Here is a 19,412-nt window from a genome sequence, read left to right as displayed (position 1 = left end):
TGTCAGCCGTTTATCAGGCGTCGTGCCGCGGCGGAGTGCTCCGCGATGAGCCCCGCCACGTCCAATCCCGGAACCTGGCCGTCCACCACACGCCACTGCCCGCCGACCATCACCCGGTCCGCCCGGTCCGCGGCGCACAGGAGGAGGGCGGCCACGGGATCGTGGCTGCCGGAGAAACGCAGGTCGTCGAGCCGGAAGAGTGCCAGGTCCGCCTGCATCCCGGGTGCCAGCTGGCCCAGTCCGGTTCTGCCCAGGACCGCGGCGGATCCGCGGGTGGCCCAGCCCAGGGCCCGTTCCACCGGTACGTCGGCCCCGTACCGCAGCCGCTGGAGGTAGAGGGCCTGCCGCGCTTCCAGGATCATGTTGGAGGCGTCATTGGATGCCGAACCGTCAACGCCCAGCCCCACCGGAACTCCGGCGTCTTCCAGTTCCAGGACCCGGGCGGTGCCTGACGCCAGACGCATATTGGAGGTGGGGCAATGCGCCACCGCGGTCCCCGCGGCACCCAGCCGGGCGATCTCCGCGTCGCTGAAATGGATGCCGTGGCCCAGCCAGGTGCGGTCCGTCAACCAGCCGACGCTGTCCAGGTAGTCCACCGTCCGCAGCCCGAACATCTCCCGGCAGAAGTCCTCCTCGTCGAGGGTTTCTGCCAGGTGGGTGTGCAGCCGGACGTCCAGCCGCCCGGCGAGGGCCGCGCTTTCGGCCATGATCTCCTTGGTTACCGAGAACGGGGAGCACGGCGCCAGCGCAATCTGGATCACCGCGTCATCGCCGCGCTCGTGGTACCGGCCCACCAGGCGCTCGCTGTCCGCCAGCACCACTTCCGGGGCCTGCACGGTGGACTGCGGCGGCAGGCCGCCGTCGTCCGTTCCCAGCGTCATGGACCCGCGGGTGAGGGTGGCCCGCATGCCCAGCCGGCGCACCGCCTCCACTTCAATGTCAATGGCGTCCTCAAGGCCCGCGGGAAAAAGGTAGTGGTGGTCGGCAGCGGTGGTGCAGCCCGAGAGCAGCAGTTCGGCAAGGGCCACCGTGGTGGCCAGTTCCAGGTCTTTCGGCGTCAGCCGGGCCCATACCGGATAAAGGTTCTGCAGCCACGGGAACAGCGGGGCGTTGGCCACCGGACCCCAGGCCCGGGTGAGGGTTTGGTAGAAGTGGTGGTGCGTGTTGACCAGGCCCGGCAGCAGGACGTGGCTGCCGGCGTCGAACGTTTCGGTGCAGGGCGCGGCCGGCTTCTGCCCCGCTGCCAGGACTTCTTCAATCACTCCGCCGTTGACCACCACGCCACCCGAGGCGTCAAGAGTGTTGGCGGTGAAGGCGGCCAGGGGGCTCCGGATCCACAGGCGGGAGGCGGGCGCTGGATGGGGCTGGGGCATGGGATGTCCTGTTCTGGGCGCAGTGGCAGTTGTTCCAGCTCAGTGAGGCCCTGTCTGCTGATCCAGGTGCCCGCCACCTGCGGGCAGGACGGGTGGGATCAGACTAGGAAAACGCCTCCACCTGCGTCAATGGAAGTGATTGTGACTGCGTGGCGGCATCCGACGTGAAGGCGTCGAAACATGGATTTCACATTGCGAAATTAAATTTCCAGAAAACTATGGCGCAGCCCACAAAGCGGTGCTAATCTCGATTCTGCCAAAGGCGGGCGCCCCTCCTCGGGGAAGCTATCTACCAGGCGCAACTTAACCTTCACAGCACATGCTGAAGCCTGGTAACCGTTCGCACCTGGTTCTACTGGTACTGCACGGCATCAGGCTTCCCGGCAAAAGGAAGTCGCATCATGAGTACCACCGTCACGGCCGAACAATTTCTGGCCCGCTCCATCCGGCTGGCAACGGCCAACGTCCTTAACAGCGGAGGCCCGTTCGGCGCCATGATCGTCACGGCGGACGGCCAAACGTTCGACGGCGTCAACCGTGTCACAGCGGACAACGATCCCACCGCCCACGCCGAAGTCACCGCCATCCGCACCGCCTGCCGCGAACTGGGCACCTTCGACCTCAGCGGCGCAGTCCTGTACACCAGCTGCGAGCCATGCCCCATGTGCCTGGCGTCCGCACTTTGGGCCCGGGTGGGCCGCGTGGTCTACGCCGCGGACCGCCACGACGCCGCCTCCGTCGGCTTTGACGACGCCGTCTTCTACGAATACTTCGAAAACCAGGACAGGGACTCCCTGATGCCGGTATCCAAACTGGAGCTGGGCGATCCCCAGGCCCCGGCACCACTGGAGCCGTTCAACACCTGGAACACGCTCGAATCCAGGATCGACTACTAGGCGGCTGGGATGACCATCCTGGACCATTCCCACGAGGAGCATCCGGCTCCAACCACCAGCACCTCCCGGCGGGCGCCGCGCACTTCGGCACAGGGACCGCACGTCCCGCTGCCGCCGGCCCCGGAATCCTTCCTGGACCGCTTCTTCCAGGTCACCCGGCGCGGCTCAACCCTTGCCCGCGAATTCCGCGGGGGCCTGGTCACCTTCTTCACCATGGCGTACATCGTCATCCTGAACCCCCTCATCCTCGGCGGGTTCAGCGCGGACAACGCCCCCACCGACGTCGCCGGGGGCTGGCTATCCGCAGCCCAGGTGGGTGCCGTCACCGGCCTCACCGCCGGCGTCATGACCATCCTCTTTGGCCTCATCGCCAACCTGCCCTTCGGACTTGCCGCCGGCCTGGGCATCAACTCCTTCCTGGCCGTCTCGGTGATCCAGGAAGTCACCTGGCCCGAGGCCATGGGCCTGGTGGTGATCAACGGCATCCTGATCGTCCTCTTCGGCGTCACCGGCGCCCGGACCGCCATCTTCCGGGCAGTGCCCAAGGAACTGAAGGCCGCCATCACCGTGGGCATCGGCCTGTTCATCGCCTTCATCGGCTTCGTGGACTCCGGCTTCGTCCGGCCCACGGCAGGCGGTCCGCCGGTCCAACTGGGCGACGGCGGCTCCATCACCTCGGTACCCACGCTCGTCTTCGTCATCGGCCTCCTTGCCATGGGGATCCTGGTGGCGCGCAAGGTCCAGGGCGGCCTGCTCATCGGCATCGTCGGCACCACCGTGCTGGCCGCCGTCGTGGAAGCCGTCCTGAAGCTTGGCCCGGCCAGCGCCACCAGCCCCGGCGGCTGGCACCTGAACACCCCCGTCCTGTCCGGCCGGCTGGTCTCGGCACCGGACCTCGGTTTGGTGGGGCAGTTCGACCTGTTCGGCTCGTTCGCCCGGATCGGCGGCCTGGCCGCCACCATGCTGGTGTTCACGCTGGTGTTCACCAACTTCTTCGACGCCATGGGAACCATGACCGGCCTGGCCAGGAGCGCCGGCGTCGCCCACAAGGACGGCACGTTCCCGCGGCTGAAAGCGGCCTTCATCGTGGAAGGCTTCGGCGCCGTGGCGGGCGGGGCAACCTCCGGTTCCTCCAACACCGTGTACATCGACTCCGCCGCCGGCATCGGCGAAGGGGCACGGACCGGCCTGGCCTCGGTGGTCACCGGCGTGCTGTTCCTCGGCTCGATGTTCCTCACCCCGCTCACCAGCGTGGTGCCGCTCGAGGTCGCGGCCGCCGCCCTGGTGGTGGTGGGGGCGATGATGATGGCGCAGATCCGGGAGATCAAGTTCACCAAGTTCACCGTGGCCCTGCCGGCATTCCTGACCATCGTCACCATGCCGCTGACCTACTCGATCGCCAACGGCATCGGTGTTGGCTTCGTGAGCTGGGCCGTCATCGGGGCTGCGTCAGGCAAGGCGAAGAAAATCCATCCGCTGATGTGGGTGGTGAGCATCGGGTTCCTGGTGTACTTCGCCCGCGGTCCGATCAACCACCTGCTCGGAGGCTGAGCTTGCCCCAGCCACACCGGGGGCCGGGCCAACCCTTGGCCCGGCCCCTGCCAGGACCGACAATGGACACCACCGCCGCGCGGAAGAAGGAGTGCCGCCATGCTTGACCTGATCCCTTCGCTGGGCCCGTGGCTGCCCCGGCTTGCAGACGGGCAGTTCGCCGTTGCCACCATCGTGGCGGCGTCCGGTTCCGTGCCCCGGCCGGTGGGAACATCCATGCTGGTCACCGAATCCGGCGAGATGCTGGGCAGCCTCTCCGGCGGCTGCGTGGAAGGCGCCGTGGTGGTGCTCGCCCAGGAGGCAATGGACGACGGCGGCCCGCGCCTTGAGTCCTACGGGTTCAGTGCCGCCGACGCCTTCGCCGCGGGGCTCACCTGCGGGGGACGGCTGGACATCCACATCCAGCCGGTGCCCGCCGCGGTTCCGGCCGAACCCGCCCATCCGCTGCGCACCGCCCTGCTGCAACTCGCCAAACCCGGCCCGGACCAACCCATGGCCCTGGTACGGCTGCTGGGCAGCCCGGGAGGCGCCGCCGTCGTACTGCACCATCCCGCCACGGCCGGCCTGGCCGCATCCCCGGAGCTGTCCTTCCTCCAGGGGGAGGCGGCACTGCAGGTGGAGGCCATCCTGCGCCTCGGTGGCACCGGCCTGGTCAGTATTCCCGGGGCAGGGGACTGTCTGCCAGACCGGACAGGGCAGCCTATGGACGGGTCCGCCGTCCTCGTGGAGTCGCGGCTGGCCCCGCCGCGGATGCTGGTGTTCGGCGCCAACGACTTCGGCGCGGCACTGGTACCGGCTGCGAAGCTGCTGGGCTACCACGTGACCCTGGTAGATGCCCGGCCCGCCTTCGCCAGGCAGCCCCGTTTTGCCGCCGCCGACCAGGTGGTGGCCGACTGGCCGCACCGGTACCTGGCTGCGGAAGCCGCTGCAGGCAGGACGGACCACCGCACCGTGGCCGCCGTCCTGACCCACGATCCGAAGTTCGACATCCCGTTGCTGGAAGCCGCGCTGGCCCTGGACCTCGCCTACGTTGGCGCCATGGGCTCCCGCCGCAGCCACCTCCAGCGGGTGGGCGAACTCCTCAGCGCGGGTGTCCCGCCGGAGCGGATCGCCCAGCTGCACTCACCCATCGGGCTGGACCTTGGTGCCGCCACCCCCGCCGAAGTGGCGGTGTCCATCACCGCGGAAATCATCGCAGCCCGCAACCGCGCCGCCAGCTGCCTGCCGCTGCGCGAAACCTCCGGCACCATCCACCCCCACCCCGCGCCCACGCCGGCGCCTACAGACTCTGACAAGCAGGAGATCGCATGGACATGAACACCATTGAGGCGGTGGTCCGCACCACCGACCCCGCGGAATGGCGCGACGGCGACGCCTGGCTTGCCGGCGGGACGGTCCTTTTCTCCTACGGCAGCTACGCCTTCGGGCCCCAGCCGCTCAAACGGCTCCTGGACCTCGGCGCCGCAGGCTGGCCGCCGATCACCGTCACCGACGACGGGATCGAGCTTGCCGCCACCTGCACCATCGCCGGGCTGTACAGCCTTCCCGGGCTTCCGGACGTGTCGGACCGCGGCTGGCCGGCGCTGGACCTGGTCCGGGCATGCTGTGACTCCTTCGTGGCTTCCTTCAAGGTGTGGAACATGTCCACCGTGGGCGGCAACCTCTGCACCTCGCTGCCCGCCGGCCCCGTCATTTCGCTGTGCGCCGGACTGGACGGCACAGCCACCCTCATCGCACCGGATGGCGGCAGCCGCACCCTTCCGGTGGCGGACTTCATCACCGGCGACGCGAAAAACGCCCTGGCACCCGGTGAGCTGCTCCGCAGCGTCCACCTCCCGGCGTCGGCCCTTTCCGCCCGCGTGGCGTTCCGCCGCCTGTCCCTGAGCAACCTGGGCCGGTCCGGCGTGCTGCTCATTGGAAGGCTCGACGGCGGCACCTCCCTGGTGCTGACCGTCACCGCCGCCACCAAGCGGCCCGTGCAGCTGCGCTTCGACGCGCTGCCGGACGCGGACCGGCTGGCGGCCGGACTTGATGACCATATTCCGGCGGAGCTCTACCACGACGACATCCACGGGCTGCCCGCCTGGCGCCGCGACATGACGTACCGGCTGGCCGAGGAAATCCGGGCCGAGCTGGCAGCGCCGCAGGGAACGCCGGGACTGGCTGTGTCCGGGGACTTCTGGCCGCCCCGGACCGGCGGGATGCCGGGCTCCGGGCCCACAACTCTTTCGAAAGGGGCCTGAGCATGGCCATCGAGATTAACGGAATTTCCGCGGACACGGCACCCCGTCCCGGGCAGTGCCTGCGCACGTTCCTGCGGGAGCAGGGAAACCTGGGGGTAAAGAAAGGCTGTGACGGCGGCGACTGCGGTGCCTGCACGGTGCACGTGGACGGCACCCCGGTCCACAGCTGCATCTACCCGGCTGTCCGGGCGGAGGGCCATGCCGTCACCACTATCGAGGGGCTCGCGGATGCCGGCGCCCACGACGGGCAGCTCCACCCGGTGCAGCAGCAGTTCCTGGAGCGCCAGGGCTTCCAGTGCGGCTTCTGCACGGCCGGCATGGTGATGACGGCCGCCACCTTCACAGATGAACAGAAGGAGAACCTGCCCCGGAACCTCAAAGGCAACCTCTGCCGGTGCACCGGCTACCGTGCCATCGCGGATGCCGTCTGCGGGGACGCCGGGCACCCGGATCCCCAGGGGCCGGGCTCCGGCATCGCAGGGGACGGGCAGCCGGATCCGGAGCCGGGCCGGCTGGGCGATGACGTCCCGGCGCCGGCCAGCCGCGCAGTCGTCACGGGCGCTGCCCGGTACACCCTGGACGTGCCGCCGGAGCAGCTGCAGGGGCTGCTGCACCTGAAGATCCTCCGTTCGCCCCATGCCCACGCGCGGGTGGTGTCCATCGACAAGGCTGCGGCGCTGAGGGTTCCCGGCGTGGTAGCCGTCCTCACCTCCGAAGACGCCCCGGAACAGCTGTTCTCCACCGCACAACACGAGCTGTTCACGGACGACCCCGATGACACCCGGGTGCTCGATGACGTGGTCCGGTTCATTGGGCAGCGGGTGGCCGCCGTCGTGGCTGAATCGGTGGGCGCCGCGGAAGCCGGCGTCCGTGCCCTCCGGGTGGACTATGAGGAACTCCCGGCGGTCCTCTCACCGCAGGATGCACTGCTGCCCGGCGCCCCGCTGGTCCACGGTGGCAAGGATGCTGCAGGCTCCCGGATCGCCCGGCCTGAGCGGAACGTGGTGGCGGAGCTCCACTCGGAGCTGGGCAGCGTGGCCGACGGTTTCGCTGCCGCCGACTTCATCCACGAAAAGACCTACCAAACCCAGCGGGTCCAGCACGTGGCACTGGAAACCCATGCAGCCATCGCCTCGGTGGACGCTGAAGGACGGCTGCAGGTGCGCACCTCCAGCCAGGTCCCCTTCCTGGTCCGCCGCACCCTGTGCCGGATCTTCGGCCTGGAAGAGGACAAGGTGCATGTGGTGGCCGGCCGCGTGGGCGGCGGGTTCGGCGGCAAGCAGGAAGTGCTCACCGAGGACCTCGTGGCGCTCGCGGCCCTCAAGCTCGGGCGGCCCGTCCAGCTGGAACTGACCCGCACCGAACAGTTCACCGCCACCACCACCCGGCACCCCTTCACCATCAAGCTGAAGGCCGGAGCCAGCAAGGACGGGAAGCTGACGGCCCTGGAGCTGGACGTGGTGACCAACACCGGCGCCTACGGAAACCACGGCCCCGGCGTCATGTTCCACGGGTGCGGCGAATCGCTGGCGGTCTACAACTGCGCCAACAAGAAGGTGGACGCGCATTCTGTGTACACCAACACCGTGCCGTCCGGAGCTTTCCGCGGGTACGGGCTGAGCCAGATGATCTTCGCCGTCGAGTCCGCCATGGATGAGCTCGCCGCCGGGATCGGCATGGACCCGTTCGAGTTCCGCCGCCGGAACATGGTCCGGGAAGGGGACCACATGCTGTCCACCCAGCCGGACCCGGAAGAGGACGTCCATTACGGCAGCTACGGGCTGGACCAATGCCTGGACCTGGTCAGGGACGCGCTGTACCGCGGCCGCGAACGCTACCGGCAGGCCGGCCTTGAGGACCTGGGGCCTGACTGGATGGTAGGCGAAGGCACGGCCCTGTCCATGATCGACACCGTGCCGCCGCGCGGCCACTTTGCCCATTCAAGGCTCCGGCTCCTGCCGGACGGAACGTACCAGGCCGACGTCGGGACCGCCGAGTTCGGGAACGGCACCACCACGGTGCACGCCCAGCTTGCCGCTACCGCCCTCTCCACGGAAGCGTCCAGGGTGGCGGTGCGGCAATCGGACACGGACTTGGTAGAGCACGATACCGGCGCCTTCGGCTCGGCCGGCACCGTAGTGGCCGGCAAAGCCACCCTCGCCGCAGCAGAGGAACTGGCCGTCCGGATCCGTGCATTCGCCGCCGGCATCCGGCAGACCCAGGCGTCCGCCTGCGTCCTTGAGGACGACGTCCTGGTGGTCGACGGGACTCCCGTGGCACTGTCTGAACTGGCCCAGGCCGCGGAGAGTGCCGGCGTCGAACTCGCCGCCGAGGGGCGCTGGGGCGGGACTCCGCGCTCCGTCGCATTCAATGTGCACGGCTTCCGGGTGGCGGTGAACCGCGGCACCGGCGAGCTGAAGATCCTGCAAAGCGTGCAGGCGGCCGACGCCGGCGTGGTGGTCAACCCGCGGCAGTGCCGCGGCCAGATCGAAGGTGGGATCGCCCAGGCCCTTGGCGCCACGCTCTACGAGGAGGTGGTGGTGGACGACGCCGGGAAGGTCACCACGGACATCCTGCGGCAGTACCACATCCCTACTTTTGCGGACGTGCCGCGCAGCGAGGTGTACTTCGCGGACACCAACGACAAGATGGGGCCGCTGGGGGCCAAGTCGATGAGCGAAAGCCCCTTCAACCCGGTGGCGCCGGCGCTGGCCAACGCCATCCGCAACGCCACGGGCGTGCGCTTCGCGTCGCTGCCAATTGCCCGGGACCGCATCTACCTGGGGCTGAAGGAGGCGGGGCTGGTGCCCAAGCTCGAGCACGCCCAATCATAACCCCGGGGCCGTGCCCGCACCGTGCGTGCGGAAGGCCCAAAAGGTGCTCGCAGCGGGGCAACCTGACTGCGGGTTGCATCGTTGCATATAGTCAGGGGATGGAACAGCGGATTTTAGGCAAGACCGGACGGAACGTCTCCATCGTGGGGCTCGGCACCTGGCAGCTCGGCGCGGACTGGGGCAACGTGGACCCGGCACAGGCGCAGGCCATCCTCGCCGCCTCCGTGGAGGCCGGGGTCACCCTCTTCGACACCGCAGACGTGTATGGCGATGGCAAGAGTGAGCAGGCTATCGGGAAGTTCCTGGCGGACAACCCGGGCCTCGGCGTCACGGTGGCCACCAAGATGGGCCGCCGGATGGAACAGCGGCCGGAAAACTACACGCTGGCCAATTTCCGCCAATGGGTGGACCGCTCAAGGAAAAACCTGGGCACGGACACCCTGGACCTGGTCCAGCTGCACTGCCCGCCCACCCCGGTCTACAGCAACAACGAGGTCTACGACGCCCTGGACACCCTTGTGGCCGAAGGCGCCATCCGTAACTACGGCGTCAGCGTGGAGCGGACGGACGAGGCCCTCGAAGCCATCCGCCACGAGGGAACTGCCTCGGTGCAGATCATCCTGAACGCCTTCCGGCTCAAGCCGCTGGACGAGGTGCTTCCGGCCGCCAAAGCGGCCGGGGTGGGCATCATCGCCCGCGTGCCGCTGGCGTCCGGCCTGCTGTCCGGGAAGTACTCGAAAGAGACCACCTTCGCGGAGAACGACCACCGGAACTACAACCGCAAGGGCGAGGCGTTCGACGTTGGCGAGACTTTCTCCGGCGTGGACTACGAACTGGGCCTGAAGGCCGTGGCGGAGTTCGAACAGCTGGTGCCGGAGGGCGCCACCACCGCGCAGACGGCCATTGCGTGGATTGCCGCGCAGGACGGCGTCACCTCGGTGATCCCCGGCGCGCGCAACGTGGATCAGGCCAGGGCGAACGCCGCTGCGGCCACGGTCAGCATCAGCGAAGAGTTCGACGCCGGCGTCCGCTGGATCTACGACCACTACTTCCGTGAGGCCATCCACCCCCGCTGGTAAGGCAGCACCTGTGGGCGGCGGGGAGTTGAACGATGACCAAGACGTCGGACTACCGGGCGGTCCTGGAAGCGCTGCCGTCGGCGCAATGGGAGGCGTACCTCCAAGCCGAGTCAGGATTGCCGGGGCCGCGCGGCAACCTTGAACTGGTTGCGGCGTTCGCCGACGTGGCGGATCCCGGCCTCATCCGACGGCTCGTTGATAGTCCGGACGAGTACCTTGCCATGTGCGCTGCTGTCGGCCTCGGCCGCCTGCTTGCCGCGGGTGACCAGCGCGCCGCGGAAACACTAAGGGTCTTGGCGGAGGACGGGCGCTGGCGGGTTCGTGAAGGTGTTGCCATGGCCCTGCAGCGGCTGGGAGACGCGGACATGCGGGCACTGTGGGCGTTGGCCAGGGAATGGGTGGACGGGAAGCCCCTGGTCCAACGTGCCCTTGCAGCCGGGGTCTGCGAACCACGGCTGCTCCGCATACCGGAAGACGCAGCCAAGGCAGTGGAAACCCTTGACTGGATCACTGCCTCGGTCGAAGGAACCGGCCCCGAATCGCGGAAGCTGGATCAATTCCGCGTGCTGCGCCAGGGGCTCGGCTATTGCTGGAGCGTTGCCGCGGCCGCTTCCCCTGCCCTGGGCTTCGCGCGGCTGGAGCGGTGGGCAGCCAGCCAGGACAAGGATGTCCGCTGGATCGTGCGCGAAAACCTTCGGAAAGCCCGGCTGTCCCGCGCGGACGCACCGGCAGCGGAACGCGTTGCGGCGATCCTGGACCACTCCGGCGGATGACAGCGCCAGCAATTCAAGCCTTCGTTGAGCGGCTGGCCGCCGTCGAGGCCGGGCCGGCCTGCAACAACTTCTTCAACCGTTCCGTCCCGGCGAATGAGCTGCGCCGGCGCAACCTTGAGATCTACCTGCAGGAAATGCTGGACCGGCGGCCCAGGGTACTGCTGGTGGGTGAGGCCCCGGGGTTTAGGGGCATGCGGATCACGGGCGTGCCCTTCACCAACAGGACCATCATCGAAGGTCCCGTCAACAGGTTTGGACTCTTCGGCCCCGGCAAAGGCTATGTGCTGCCGCCGGACGCCGCGGGAATAGCCGCCGAACCTACTGCAACGGTGCTGTGGCAAGTCCTCGAAGAAGTGGACTTCGTACCGCTGCTCTGGAGTGCTTTCCCCTGGCACCCCCACCAGCCCGGCAAGCCCTTGTCCAACCGCACACCAAAACCCTCGGAAACCAAGCTCGGAACATCCTTCTGGCAGGAGCTCGCGGAGATCTTCGGGATCAGCTCCATCGTGGCAGTGGGAAATGTGGCCCAGCACAGCCTGCAGCGCAGCGGCCTGGCTGCCCCTAAGATCCGGCATCCTGCCCATGGCGGCCGGTCCGGCTTCAAGCGGGGACTCGAGGAGTTGCTTGAGGGAAGGCTGCAGGATTGACCTGACTCTTCACGGCCAGAATGTCCGACCCCCTTGTCATGATGGGTTTATGGGGAAAGCGGCGGTGGTGAGGGCGTTCGAGGAGATCCGTGCTGCCCTTGCTGTGCTTCAGGCTGAGGTGGATGGGGAGGGTCTGGAGGCGTTCGCGGATGCTGATGCGGTTTCTGATCCGCTGGCCGGTTTGGCGGATGGGTGCCTGGACATCCTCGCCGGGGCCCGGGAGGTCGAGGCGCGGGTTGCGGGGGTGAAGGCGAAGGCTGCGGTGGGGTACGCGGAGGCTGCGCATGCTGTGGCGGGGCCGGACGTGCCGGTGGTGGCGCAGGAGATGGCGGTCGCGGCGGAGATCGGGTGCGTGCTGGCGTTGGGTCCGCGGGCGGCGGGGTCGTTCCTGGCCACCTCCCATGCCCTGACCAGCAGCTTGCCGCGGACTTTGGACGCGTTGCAGTCCGGGGCCCTGTCGTGGCAGCACGCGCTGGTGCTGGCAGATGAGACGGCGTCCCTTGATGTGGCGGGGGCGGCGGCGTTGGAGGCGCATTTCCTGGACCCTGAAGCACAGGACGCCGCCCGCGGCTGCCCGGTTGGGGAGCTGCCGGCGCACCGGTTCCGGGTCAAGGCCCGGACCTGGCGGGAACGCCACCACGCCGAATCGATCGAGAAGCGGCATGCCAGGGGTGTGGCGGAGCGGCGGGTGGAGTTCCGGGCGGACCGGGACGGGATGGCGTGGCTGGGCGCGTACCTGCCCGCGGACCAGGCCATGTCCGGGTGGAACCGGCTCACCGCTGCCGCGCGGGGTTTGCAGGGCCCGGCCGAGGACAGGACCATGCCCCAGCTGCGGGCCGACAGTTTCGCCGCAGCCCTCCTCGGCAGCGGCGACACCCGGGGCGGCAGCACCAGTCTCAGCCGTGCCACTGCCGGCGTCGTGGCTGCTGCGGGGCCGGGCGCCGGCACCAGCGGCAGCGGTACCAGCGCCGCATCGGGAACTGGCCACCATTCGTCGCCGGTCCGCGCCGAGGTCCTGGTTACGGTTCCGGTGTTCGCGCTGATGGGCCTGACCGATGAACCGGCGATGCTGGACGGGTATGGTCCGGTGCCGGCGTCGATGGCGCGGCGACTGGTCGCGGACGGGGCGGCCTCGTTTTACCGGGTGTTGGTGGATCCCCGGGACGGGGCGCCGTTGGAGATTGGCCGGAAGAGTTACCGGGTTCCCAGGGCGATGCGGGCCTGGCTGCGGATGCGGGACGGGAAATGCCCGTTCCCGGGCTGCAGCAACACCTCCCTGGACACGGAGGCCGACCATCTCCTCGCCTGGCACCACGGCGGCACCACCGGCATCAGCAACCTGGGACAGCCCTGCCCGAAACACCACAGGCTCCGGCACACCACCGCCTGGAAACCCACCCCGGCCAGCACGAACGAACCACCCGGCTGGACCTCACCCACCGCCCGCCACTACACAAGCGAACACCAGGACTGGGAACCACCAAGGTGGCCGGAACGACCACAGCCGGGCAGCATCGACATCGTTCACCACGGCACGTCCCCCTGGGAGGATGCCCTTGAGAAGTTCCTGCACGCCCATGCCTGACCACCCTCGGTTGCTAACGGAGAAGCCCCAACTGGTCCGGGGTATCCACATCCTCACCCGTTGATTGGTCGCTGCAATCCACCTCATCCACCAGTTCCGGATGCGCCCGCAGGAAGCCGCGTGCGCCGGCGTCGCCCTTCACTGTTGCACACACCGCTTCCCGCAGGGACACGTCGATGAGCAGGGGATGGCCGCGCTGGAGTTCAGCGTCCCCGCCCTCGCCCGGGCCGTCGCGTCGGCGGTAGGCGGCAGCGGTAATCCGTCCGCGGCGGTGGCGGTCCAGCAGCCGCTCCACGGTTTCGGAGGTCAGGCCCGGCTGGTCCACCAGCGCAACCAGCAGGTGATCCTGCGGAGCCGCGGCCTGGTTCCCGAGCAGGAAGGAACTGCCCATGCCTGACTGCCATTCCACGTTGGTCAGCACGCGGCACTGGTCCAAACGGGCAGCAGCCTCAACATCAGCTGCTCCAGCCCCCAGGACCACCACCACTTCCCGGCAGCCGCCGTCGAGCAGCCTGCCTGCGATGGCCTCAACCAGTGGCCGACCGCGATACGGCAACAGGGCCTTGGGGCCCAAACCCAGCCGTGTCCCGCCTCCGGCTGCCAGCACAATGCCCGTCACCCCGGGGCCAGCCGATTCCGTTCCGCGGGCATCCATGCTCGTCATAGCTGCACTGTAGTGCTTCCGAGGCGGTGGCCTTTTACACACCAAGTTCCCGGGCACGCCGCAATGCGCCAACGGCTCCAGCCACGAGCTCCTGCACGATCCCTGCGGCCGGGAGAATGCTGCTGACCAGCCCCGCGGACTGGCCGGTGAATGGTACATACTCCTCCATCCGCCCCTCCCGGATTCCCGTTCCAATATCTTCCTGGAGCCGGGCCGACTGCTGCACCGCTCCAGCCCGGTTGGGTTGCCACTGATCTATGAAAGGGGTCCGCAGGGCGCGGGGAACCACATCGAAGGCACCGCTCCCCGGTTTCGTGAAGATATCGTCCCAGACCTCCACCTTGACGGCGTCCTGGGCTTCGGCGGCTACCAGGGAGCGTTTCCAGCCTTCGCTGATCGATGCTTCTGTCGACGCCAGGAAACGCGTCCCCATATTTGCTCCCTGGGCGCCCAGCATGAGGGCAGCCGCCAAGCCCCTGCCGTCTGCAATTCCACCCGCAGCCAGAACCGGCAAGGGATTCACCGCATCCACCACCTGCGGCACCAGGACCAACGTGGAGATACTCCCGCCGAACCCGCCGGCTTCAGCTCCCTGGGCAATGATCACGTCCGCGCCGCGGTCCGCAGCCAGCCGGGCCTGCTGGACAGTGTGGACCTGCTGTACAAAAAGGCCACCCGCTGCATGCACCTTTGCCGGGAACCCGTACGGATCGCCCAGCGCCATGGAAATCACAGGCGCCTGCATCTCCACAGCTATGTCGAAGGACTCGGGGTGGCCCTGCAGCCAGGGCTGGGTGAAGTTCACCGCGAAAGGCCGCCCGGTGAGCTCCCGGATTCGCCGGATGCTGCCGCGAAGATCCTCGGCGGTGCGAAGTGCACCGCCGAGGCTGCCCAAAGCGCCTGCGTTGGAAACAGCAGCAGCCAGTGCTGCATCGCTCCCGAAGGGCCCCATTCCCGCCTGCATGATGGGGTAGTCAATTCCGAGGAGTTTACAAAAAGACGTCCGCAGCATCGGACTCCACCGCTGCTCCTTCACACAACAGGGACGGGCTTACAGGGCAAGTACAGACCGCAGCTGCACCGTCGTCAATAGGCCCAAAGGCCTCCGGAATTTGGGCGGTTCCCCGTCTCAGGCGTCGCCGCCCGCGCCACCGGTGGTGCCGGCGTTGACGTCCAGGAGTTTGTAGCGGTCCAGGGCATACGACGGCGCGCCCTCCTCAACCTCGCCCCTCGCCGCCAGCATTTGCAGCACTTTCACCACGATGGAGTGGGTGTCGTTCTTGAAGTAGCGGCGCGCTGCTGCGCGGGTGTCGGAGAAGCCGAAGCCGTCGGCGCCGAGGGTGGCGAATTCGTTGGGGACGAACTGCCGGATCTGGTCGGGGACGGCTTTCATGTAGTCGGAGACGGCGACGATGGGGCCGGTGGCGCCTTCGAGTTGCTGGGTGACGAACGGGGTGCGGGCGGGTTGGCCGGGGTTGAGGAAGGCTTCTTCTTCGGCGGCGAGGCCGTCGCGGCGCAGTTCGTTCCAGGAGGTGACGGACCAGACGTCGGCGGAGACGTTCCAGTCGTCGGCCAGGACGCGCTGGGCTTCGATGGCCCAGGGCACGGAGACGCCGGAGGCGAGGATCTGGGTGCGGGGACCGTCGATCTTTGCCGGTGCGAGCAGGTAGATGCCCTTGATGACGCCTTCGATGTCGAGGTTTTCGGGTTCGGCGGGCTGGACGATGGGTTCGTTGTACACGGTGAGGTAGTACATGACGTTCTTGTCCGTTGAGTCCGGCCCGTACATGCGTTCGAGGCCGGAGCGGATGATGTGGCCGATTTCGTAGCCGTAGGCGGGGTCGTAGGTGAGCACGGCGGGGTTGGTGGAGGCGAGCAGGGGGGAGTGGCCGTCGGCGTGCTGGAGGCCTTCGCCGGTGAGGGTGGTCCGGCCTGCGGTGGCGCCGATGATGAAGCCGCGGGTCATTTGGTCTGCTGCGGCCCAGAAGGCGTCGCCGGTGCGCTGGAAGCCGAACATGGAGTAGAACACGTAGACCGGGACCAGGGGCACGCCGTGGGTGGCGTAGGAGGTCCCGGCGGCGGTGAAGGCTGCCACGGCGCCGGCTTCGTTGATGCCGGGGTGGATCAGTTGCCCGGCGGGGGATTCCTTGTAGGCCAGGACCAGGTCGCGGTCCACGGACAGGTAGTTCTGGCCCTCGGGGTTGTAGATCTTCGCGGTGGGGAAGAACGCATCCATGCCGAACGTGCGTGATTCATCCGGCACGATGGGCACAATCCTGCCCCCGAACTTTTTGTCACGGAGCAAATCCTTGAGCAGGCGGACGAAGGCCATGGTGGTGGCGGCCTGCTGCTTGCCAGAACCCCGCCTGGCTACCTCGTAGGACTTTTCATCCGGAAGCTCCACAGCACTGTATCGGCTGCGGCGCTCGGGAACCGATCCGCCCAACGCCCGCCGCCGTTCAAGGAGGTAGGCGATCTCGGGTGCATCCAGGCCCGGGTGGTAATAGGGAGGCCGGTATGGGTCGGCGTCCAGTTGTTCGTCCGAGATGGGGATCCGCAGGTAATCCCTGAAGTCCTTGAGATCCTCGACCGTCAGCTTCTTCATTTGGTGCGTGGCATTCCTGCCTTCAAACCGCGGTCCCAGGCCGTAGCCCTTGACGGTGTGGGCGAGGATGACGGTGGGTTTGCCCTTGAATTCGGTGGCGGCTTTGTAGGCTGCGTAGACCTTGCGGTAGTCGTGGCCGCCGCGTTTGAGGTTCCAGATCTGGTCGTCGGTGAGGTCCGCGACGAGGTCTTTGGTCTGCGGGGTTTTGCCGAAGAAGTGTTCGCGGACGAACCCGCCGGATTCGGCTTTGTAGGTCTGGTAGTCCCCGTCGACGGTTTCGTTCATGATTTTCACCAGGGAGCCGTCGGTGTCGCGGGTGAGCAGGTCATCCCATTCCCGGCCCCAGACGACCTTGATCACGTTCCAGCCCGCGCCGCGGAAGAACGCTTCGAGTTCCTGCATGATCTTGCCGTTGCCGCGCACCGGCCCGTCCAGGCGCTGGAGGTTGCAGTTGATCACGAAGTTCAGGTTGTCCAGGTTTTCGTTCGCCGCCAGCTGCAGCAGGCCGCGGGATTCGGGTTCGTCCATTTCGCCGTCGCCCAGGAACGCCCAGACCTGCTGGTCCGAGGTGTCTTTCAGGCCCCGGTTGTGCAGGTACCGGTTGTTCTGGGCCTGGTAGATCGCGTTCATCGGGCCGATGCCCATGGACACGGTGGGGAATTCCCAGAAGTGCGGCATCAGGCGCGGGTGCGGGTAGGAGGACAGGGCGTGGCCCTCGCGGGACTTTTCCTGCCGGAACCCGTCCAGGTCCTCCTCGGAGAGGCGTCCTTCCATGAACGCCCGGGCGTACATGCCGGGGGAGGCGTGGCCCTGGAAGAAGACCTGGTCCCCGCCGCCGGGGTGGTCCTTGCCGCGGAAGAAGTGGTTGAACCCGACCTCGTACAGGGTCGCGGCACCGGCGTAGGTGGAGATGTGCCCGCCGACGCCGATATCGGGCCGCTGCGCCCGGTGGACCATGACCGCGGCGTTCCACCGCATGTAGGCCCGGTACCGGCGCTCGTACTCCTCGTTGCCCGGGAACTGGGCTTCCTGGTCCACCGGGATCGTGTTCACGTAATCGGTGGTGGTCACCATCGGCACCCCGACGCTCTGCGCGCCGGCGCGCTGCAGCAGGCTCCGCATGATGTATTGGGCACGCTCGGTGCCCTGTTCCCTGATCAACGCATCCAGGGACTCAACCCACTCGGCAGTCTCTTCCGGATCACGATCAGGCAGCTGGTTAGTCAACCCGCTGAGGATATGGGAGGTATCTTCTCCTGCAGCCACGGCAGCCTCTTTTCATCTTCGAATGCTCGGCTTGAGTTTTCATATTACGAGAAAACATTATTGCTAGATGAGATTAGTCAGACGCAGGGGTATGGTCAATGCGACCGGTGCCCCTGAGCCCGCAGAGTGCGCAGGCCGGGAGGAAGAAACAGTTTGTGACTGCCTGCCCATGCCGGCATTGCTTGACGTTCCCGTGACGCAGGTCATACTCTTATTTCGCTATTCAATATCTCGATTCCGCAATGTGGAATAACAGAAACGACCCGAGGTCGGCCTCACCACACGGAATCCACCAAAGAATTGAGACCCCTATGCAGACCCCTCCATCGGCGGGCGTTGACGCGGACCTGGATCTGACAGCGCCGTCAGCCGGGTCGGTCCACCCGGCCGGCAGCGTTGAAGCCCTGTGCGAATCGGCCAGCGCGGCTTCCGGCAAGAGCATCAGCCCTTCCCTCTACAATGCAGACCTTGCCCCCACCAAACGCGCAGGCCGCAGCTGGACGAGCTACAGCATCTTCACCCTGTGGGCCAATGACGTGCACAGCCTGGGCAACTACGCCTTCGCCATCGGGCTGTTCGCATTGGGGCTGGGTGGGTGGCAGATCCTGATGGCACTCGGCATTGGTGCCGCGCTGCTGTTCGGCCTCCTTACCCTTTCCGGCTTCATGGGGGTGAAGACCGCCGTCCCCTTCCCGGTCATGAGCCGCATCAGCTTCGGCATCAGGGGCGCCCAGATCGCCAGCCTCCTCCGCGGCGCGGTGGCCGTGGCCTGGTTCGGCATTCAGACGTACCTGGCGTCCGTTGTCTTCCGCGTCATGCTCGTGGCCATGTTCCCGGGCCTCCACGACCTGGACCAGGACTCCCTCCTGGGGCTGTCCACGCTGGGGTGGATGGCATTCGTGGCCCTCTGGGTGGTCCAGCTGGTCATCGTCAGCTTCGGCATGGAGATGATCCGCAAATACGAGGCCTTCGCCGGCCCTGTCATCCTGGCCACCATGGCCGCAATGGCTGTCTGGATCTTCGTGGAAGCCGGCGGAAGCATCGCCTGGTCCTCCAACAAGGCCCTGGAAGGGCCGGAAATGTGGCTCACGATCTTCGCCGGCGGCGCCCTATGGGTTTCGATCTACGGCACCTTCGTCCTGAACTTCTGCGATTTCACCCGCTCAGCCGTCTCAAAGAAGGCCGTGGTCCGCGGAAACTTCTGGGGCATCCCCATCAACATGCTCGTGTTCGGCGCCATCGTGGTGGTCATGGCCGGTGGCCAGTTCAAAATCAACGGGACCATCATCAAGAGCCCCTCGGATATCGTCCAGACCATCCCCAACACGCTGTTCCTGGTCCTTGCGTGCCTTGCCCTGCTGATCCTGACCATCGCAGTGAACCTCATGGCCAACTTCGTCGCCCCTGTCTACGCCCTGACCAACCTGTTCCCCCGGCGGTTGAACTTCCGCAAGGCAGCAATGGTCTCCGCCACCATCGGCCTGGTCATCCTGCCCTGGAACCTCTACAACAACCCGCTGGTCATCGTGTACTTCCTGGGCGGCCTCGGTGCCTTGCTCGGCCCGCTGTTCGGCGTCGTCATGGCTGACTACTGGCTGATCCGCCGTGGCAAGGTCAACGTCCCCGAGCTCTACACGGCATCACCGGAGGGCGCGTACTTCTACAGGAAGGGCGTCAACCCCCGGGCGATCATCGCCATGGTTCCGGCCGCCGTCCTTGCCCTGCTGATCGCCTTCGTACCGGCACTGGCTGCCGCGGCACCCTTCGCCTGGTTCTTCGCAGCGGGCATTGCGGCGGCACTGTACTTCTTCATCGCCGACCGCAACCAAAGGCTGGACGACCACGACGGGGAAGCCATCGCCGTCGTCAGTACCCACTGAGCCAGTCACAAGCCAA

The 19,412-nt window shown here is 67.3% G+C and carries 14 protein-coding genes; 10 read left to right on the top strand and 4 right to left on the bottom strand.

Features of this window, described 5'->3' with window-relative positions; translation table 11 throughout:
- Positions 1-2: 2 nt before the first annotated feature.
- Positions 3-1,373, bottom strand: coding sequence for an 8-oxoguanine deaminase (locus ACEN9K_RS18620; protein WP_018769701.1), 1,371 nt, complete (start codon positions 1,371-1,373; stop codon positions 3-5).
- Between the two features lie 401 nt (positions 1,374-1,774).
- Here ACEN9K_RS18620 and ACEN9K_RS18615 point away from each other — a divergent pair, with 401 nt between their 5' ends.
- The 9 genes from ACEN9K_RS18615 to ACEN9K_RS18575 all read left to right on the top strand — a co-directional run bounded on the left by ACEN9K_RS18615 (position 1,775) and on the right by ACEN9K_RS18575 (position 12,981).
- Positions 1,775-2,269 carry a nucleoside deaminase gene (locus tag ACEN9K_RS18615; protein WP_018769702.1) on the top strand — a complete coding sequence of 165 codons (495 nt, stop codon included), beginning with the start codon at positions 1,775-1,777 and terminating at the stop codon, positions 2,267-2,269.
- A gap of 9 nt (positions 2,270-2,278) precedes the next feature.
- Positions 2,279-3,820, top strand: a complete 1,542-nt coding sequence (locus ACEN9K_RS18610) for an NCS2 family permease (RefSeq protein ID WP_495634831.1) — start codon at positions 2,279-2,281, stop codon at positions 3,818-3,820.
- 99 nt (positions 3,821-3,919) lie between these two features.
- Positions 3,920-5,137: an XdhC family protein gene (locus ACEN9K_RS18605; protein WP_495634830.1), complete on the top strand. Its 1,218-nt coding sequence runs from the start codon at positions 3,920-3,922 to the stop codon at positions 5,135-5,137.
- Positions 5,128-6,063, top strand: coding sequence for an FAD binding domain-containing protein (locus ACEN9K_RS18600; protein WP_495634829.1), 936 nt, complete (start codon positions 5,128-5,130; stop codon positions 6,061-6,063). Before ACEN9K_RS18605 ends, ACEN9K_RS18600 begins: the two co-directional genes overlap by 10 nt.
- Positions 6,064-6,065: 2 nt before the next feature.
- A complete protein-coding gene (locus tag ACEN9K_RS18595; RefSeq protein WP_495634828.1) occupies positions 6,066-8,897 on the top strand; it encodes a molybdopterin-dependent oxidoreductase in 2,832 nt (943 codons plus the stop codon).
- Positions 8,898-8,995: 98 nt separating this feature from the next.
- Positions 8,996-9,976: an aldo/keto reductase gene (locus ACEN9K_RS18590; RefSeq protein WP_495634827.1), complete on the top strand. Its 981-nt coding sequence runs from the start codon at positions 8,996-8,998 to the stop codon at positions 9,974-9,976.
- Between the two features lie 32 nt (positions 9,977-10,008).
- On the top strand, positions 10,009-10,749 hold the full coding sequence (locus tag ACEN9K_RS18585) for a HEAT repeat domain-containing protein (protein ID WP_495634826.1): 741 nt from the start codon (positions 10,009-10,011) through the stop codon (positions 10,747-10,749).
- Positions 10,746-11,396 carry a uracil-DNA glycosylase gene (locus ACEN9K_RS18580; RefSeq protein ID WP_495634825.1) on the top strand — a complete coding sequence of 217 codons (651 nt, stop codon included), beginning with the start codon at positions 10,746-10,748 and terminating at the stop codon, positions 11,394-11,396. Before ACEN9K_RS18585 ends, ACEN9K_RS18580 begins: the two co-directional genes overlap by 4 nt.
- A gap of 49 nt (positions 11,397-11,445) precedes the next feature.
- The gene (locus ACEN9K_RS18575) at positions 11,446-12,981 is read left to right on the top strand and encodes an HNH endonuclease signature motif containing protein (RefSeq protein WP_495634824.1); all 1,536 of its coding nucleotides are present in this window, start codon (positions 11,446-11,448) and stop codon (positions 12,979-12,981) included.
- Between the two features lie 13 nt (positions 12,982-12,994).
- On the opposite strand, the gene nboR is transcribed toward ACEN9K_RS18575, so the two are convergent.
- From nboR to aceE, 3 genes are all read right to left on the bottom strand, one after another.
- Positions 12,995-13,645 (bottom strand): nicotine blue oxidoreductase, encoded by a 651-nt coding sequence (nboR, locus tag ACEN9K_RS18570; RefSeq protein WP_495634823.1) that lies wholly within the window; start codon positions 13,643-13,645, stop codon positions 12,995-12,997.
- A 34-nt stretch (positions 13,646-13,679) separates the two neighbouring features.
- On the bottom strand, positions 13,680-14,657 hold the full coding sequence (locus tag ACEN9K_RS18565; protein ID WP_495634822.1) for an NAD(P)H-dependent flavin oxidoreductase: 978 nt from the start codon (positions 14,655-14,657) through the stop codon (positions 13,680-13,682).
- Between the two features lie 117 nt (positions 14,658-14,774).
- Positions 14,775-17,516, bottom strand: a complete 2,742-nt coding sequence (gene aceE, locus ACEN9K_RS18560) for a pyruvate dehydrogenase (acetyl-transferring), homodimeric type (protein ID WP_144601043.1) — start codon at positions 17,514-17,516, stop codon at positions 14,775-14,777.
- Between the two features lie 311 nt (positions 17,517-17,827).
- On the opposite strand from aceE, the gene ACEN9K_RS18555 reads away from it, so the two are divergent.
- Positions 17,828-19,396, top strand: coding sequence for an NCS1 family nucleobase:cation symporter-1 (locus ACEN9K_RS18555; RefSeq protein ID WP_495634821.1), 1,569 nt, complete (start codon positions 17,828-17,830; stop codon positions 19,394-19,396).
- The last annotated feature ends 16 nt before the right edge of the window (positions 19,397-19,412 follow it).

This window comes from Pseudarthrobacter sp. Pseusp20, from assembly GCF_059492155.1.
The sequence above is the reverse complement of the archived record's forward strand: the minus strand, read 5'-3'. Positions and strand labels throughout refer to the sequence as shown.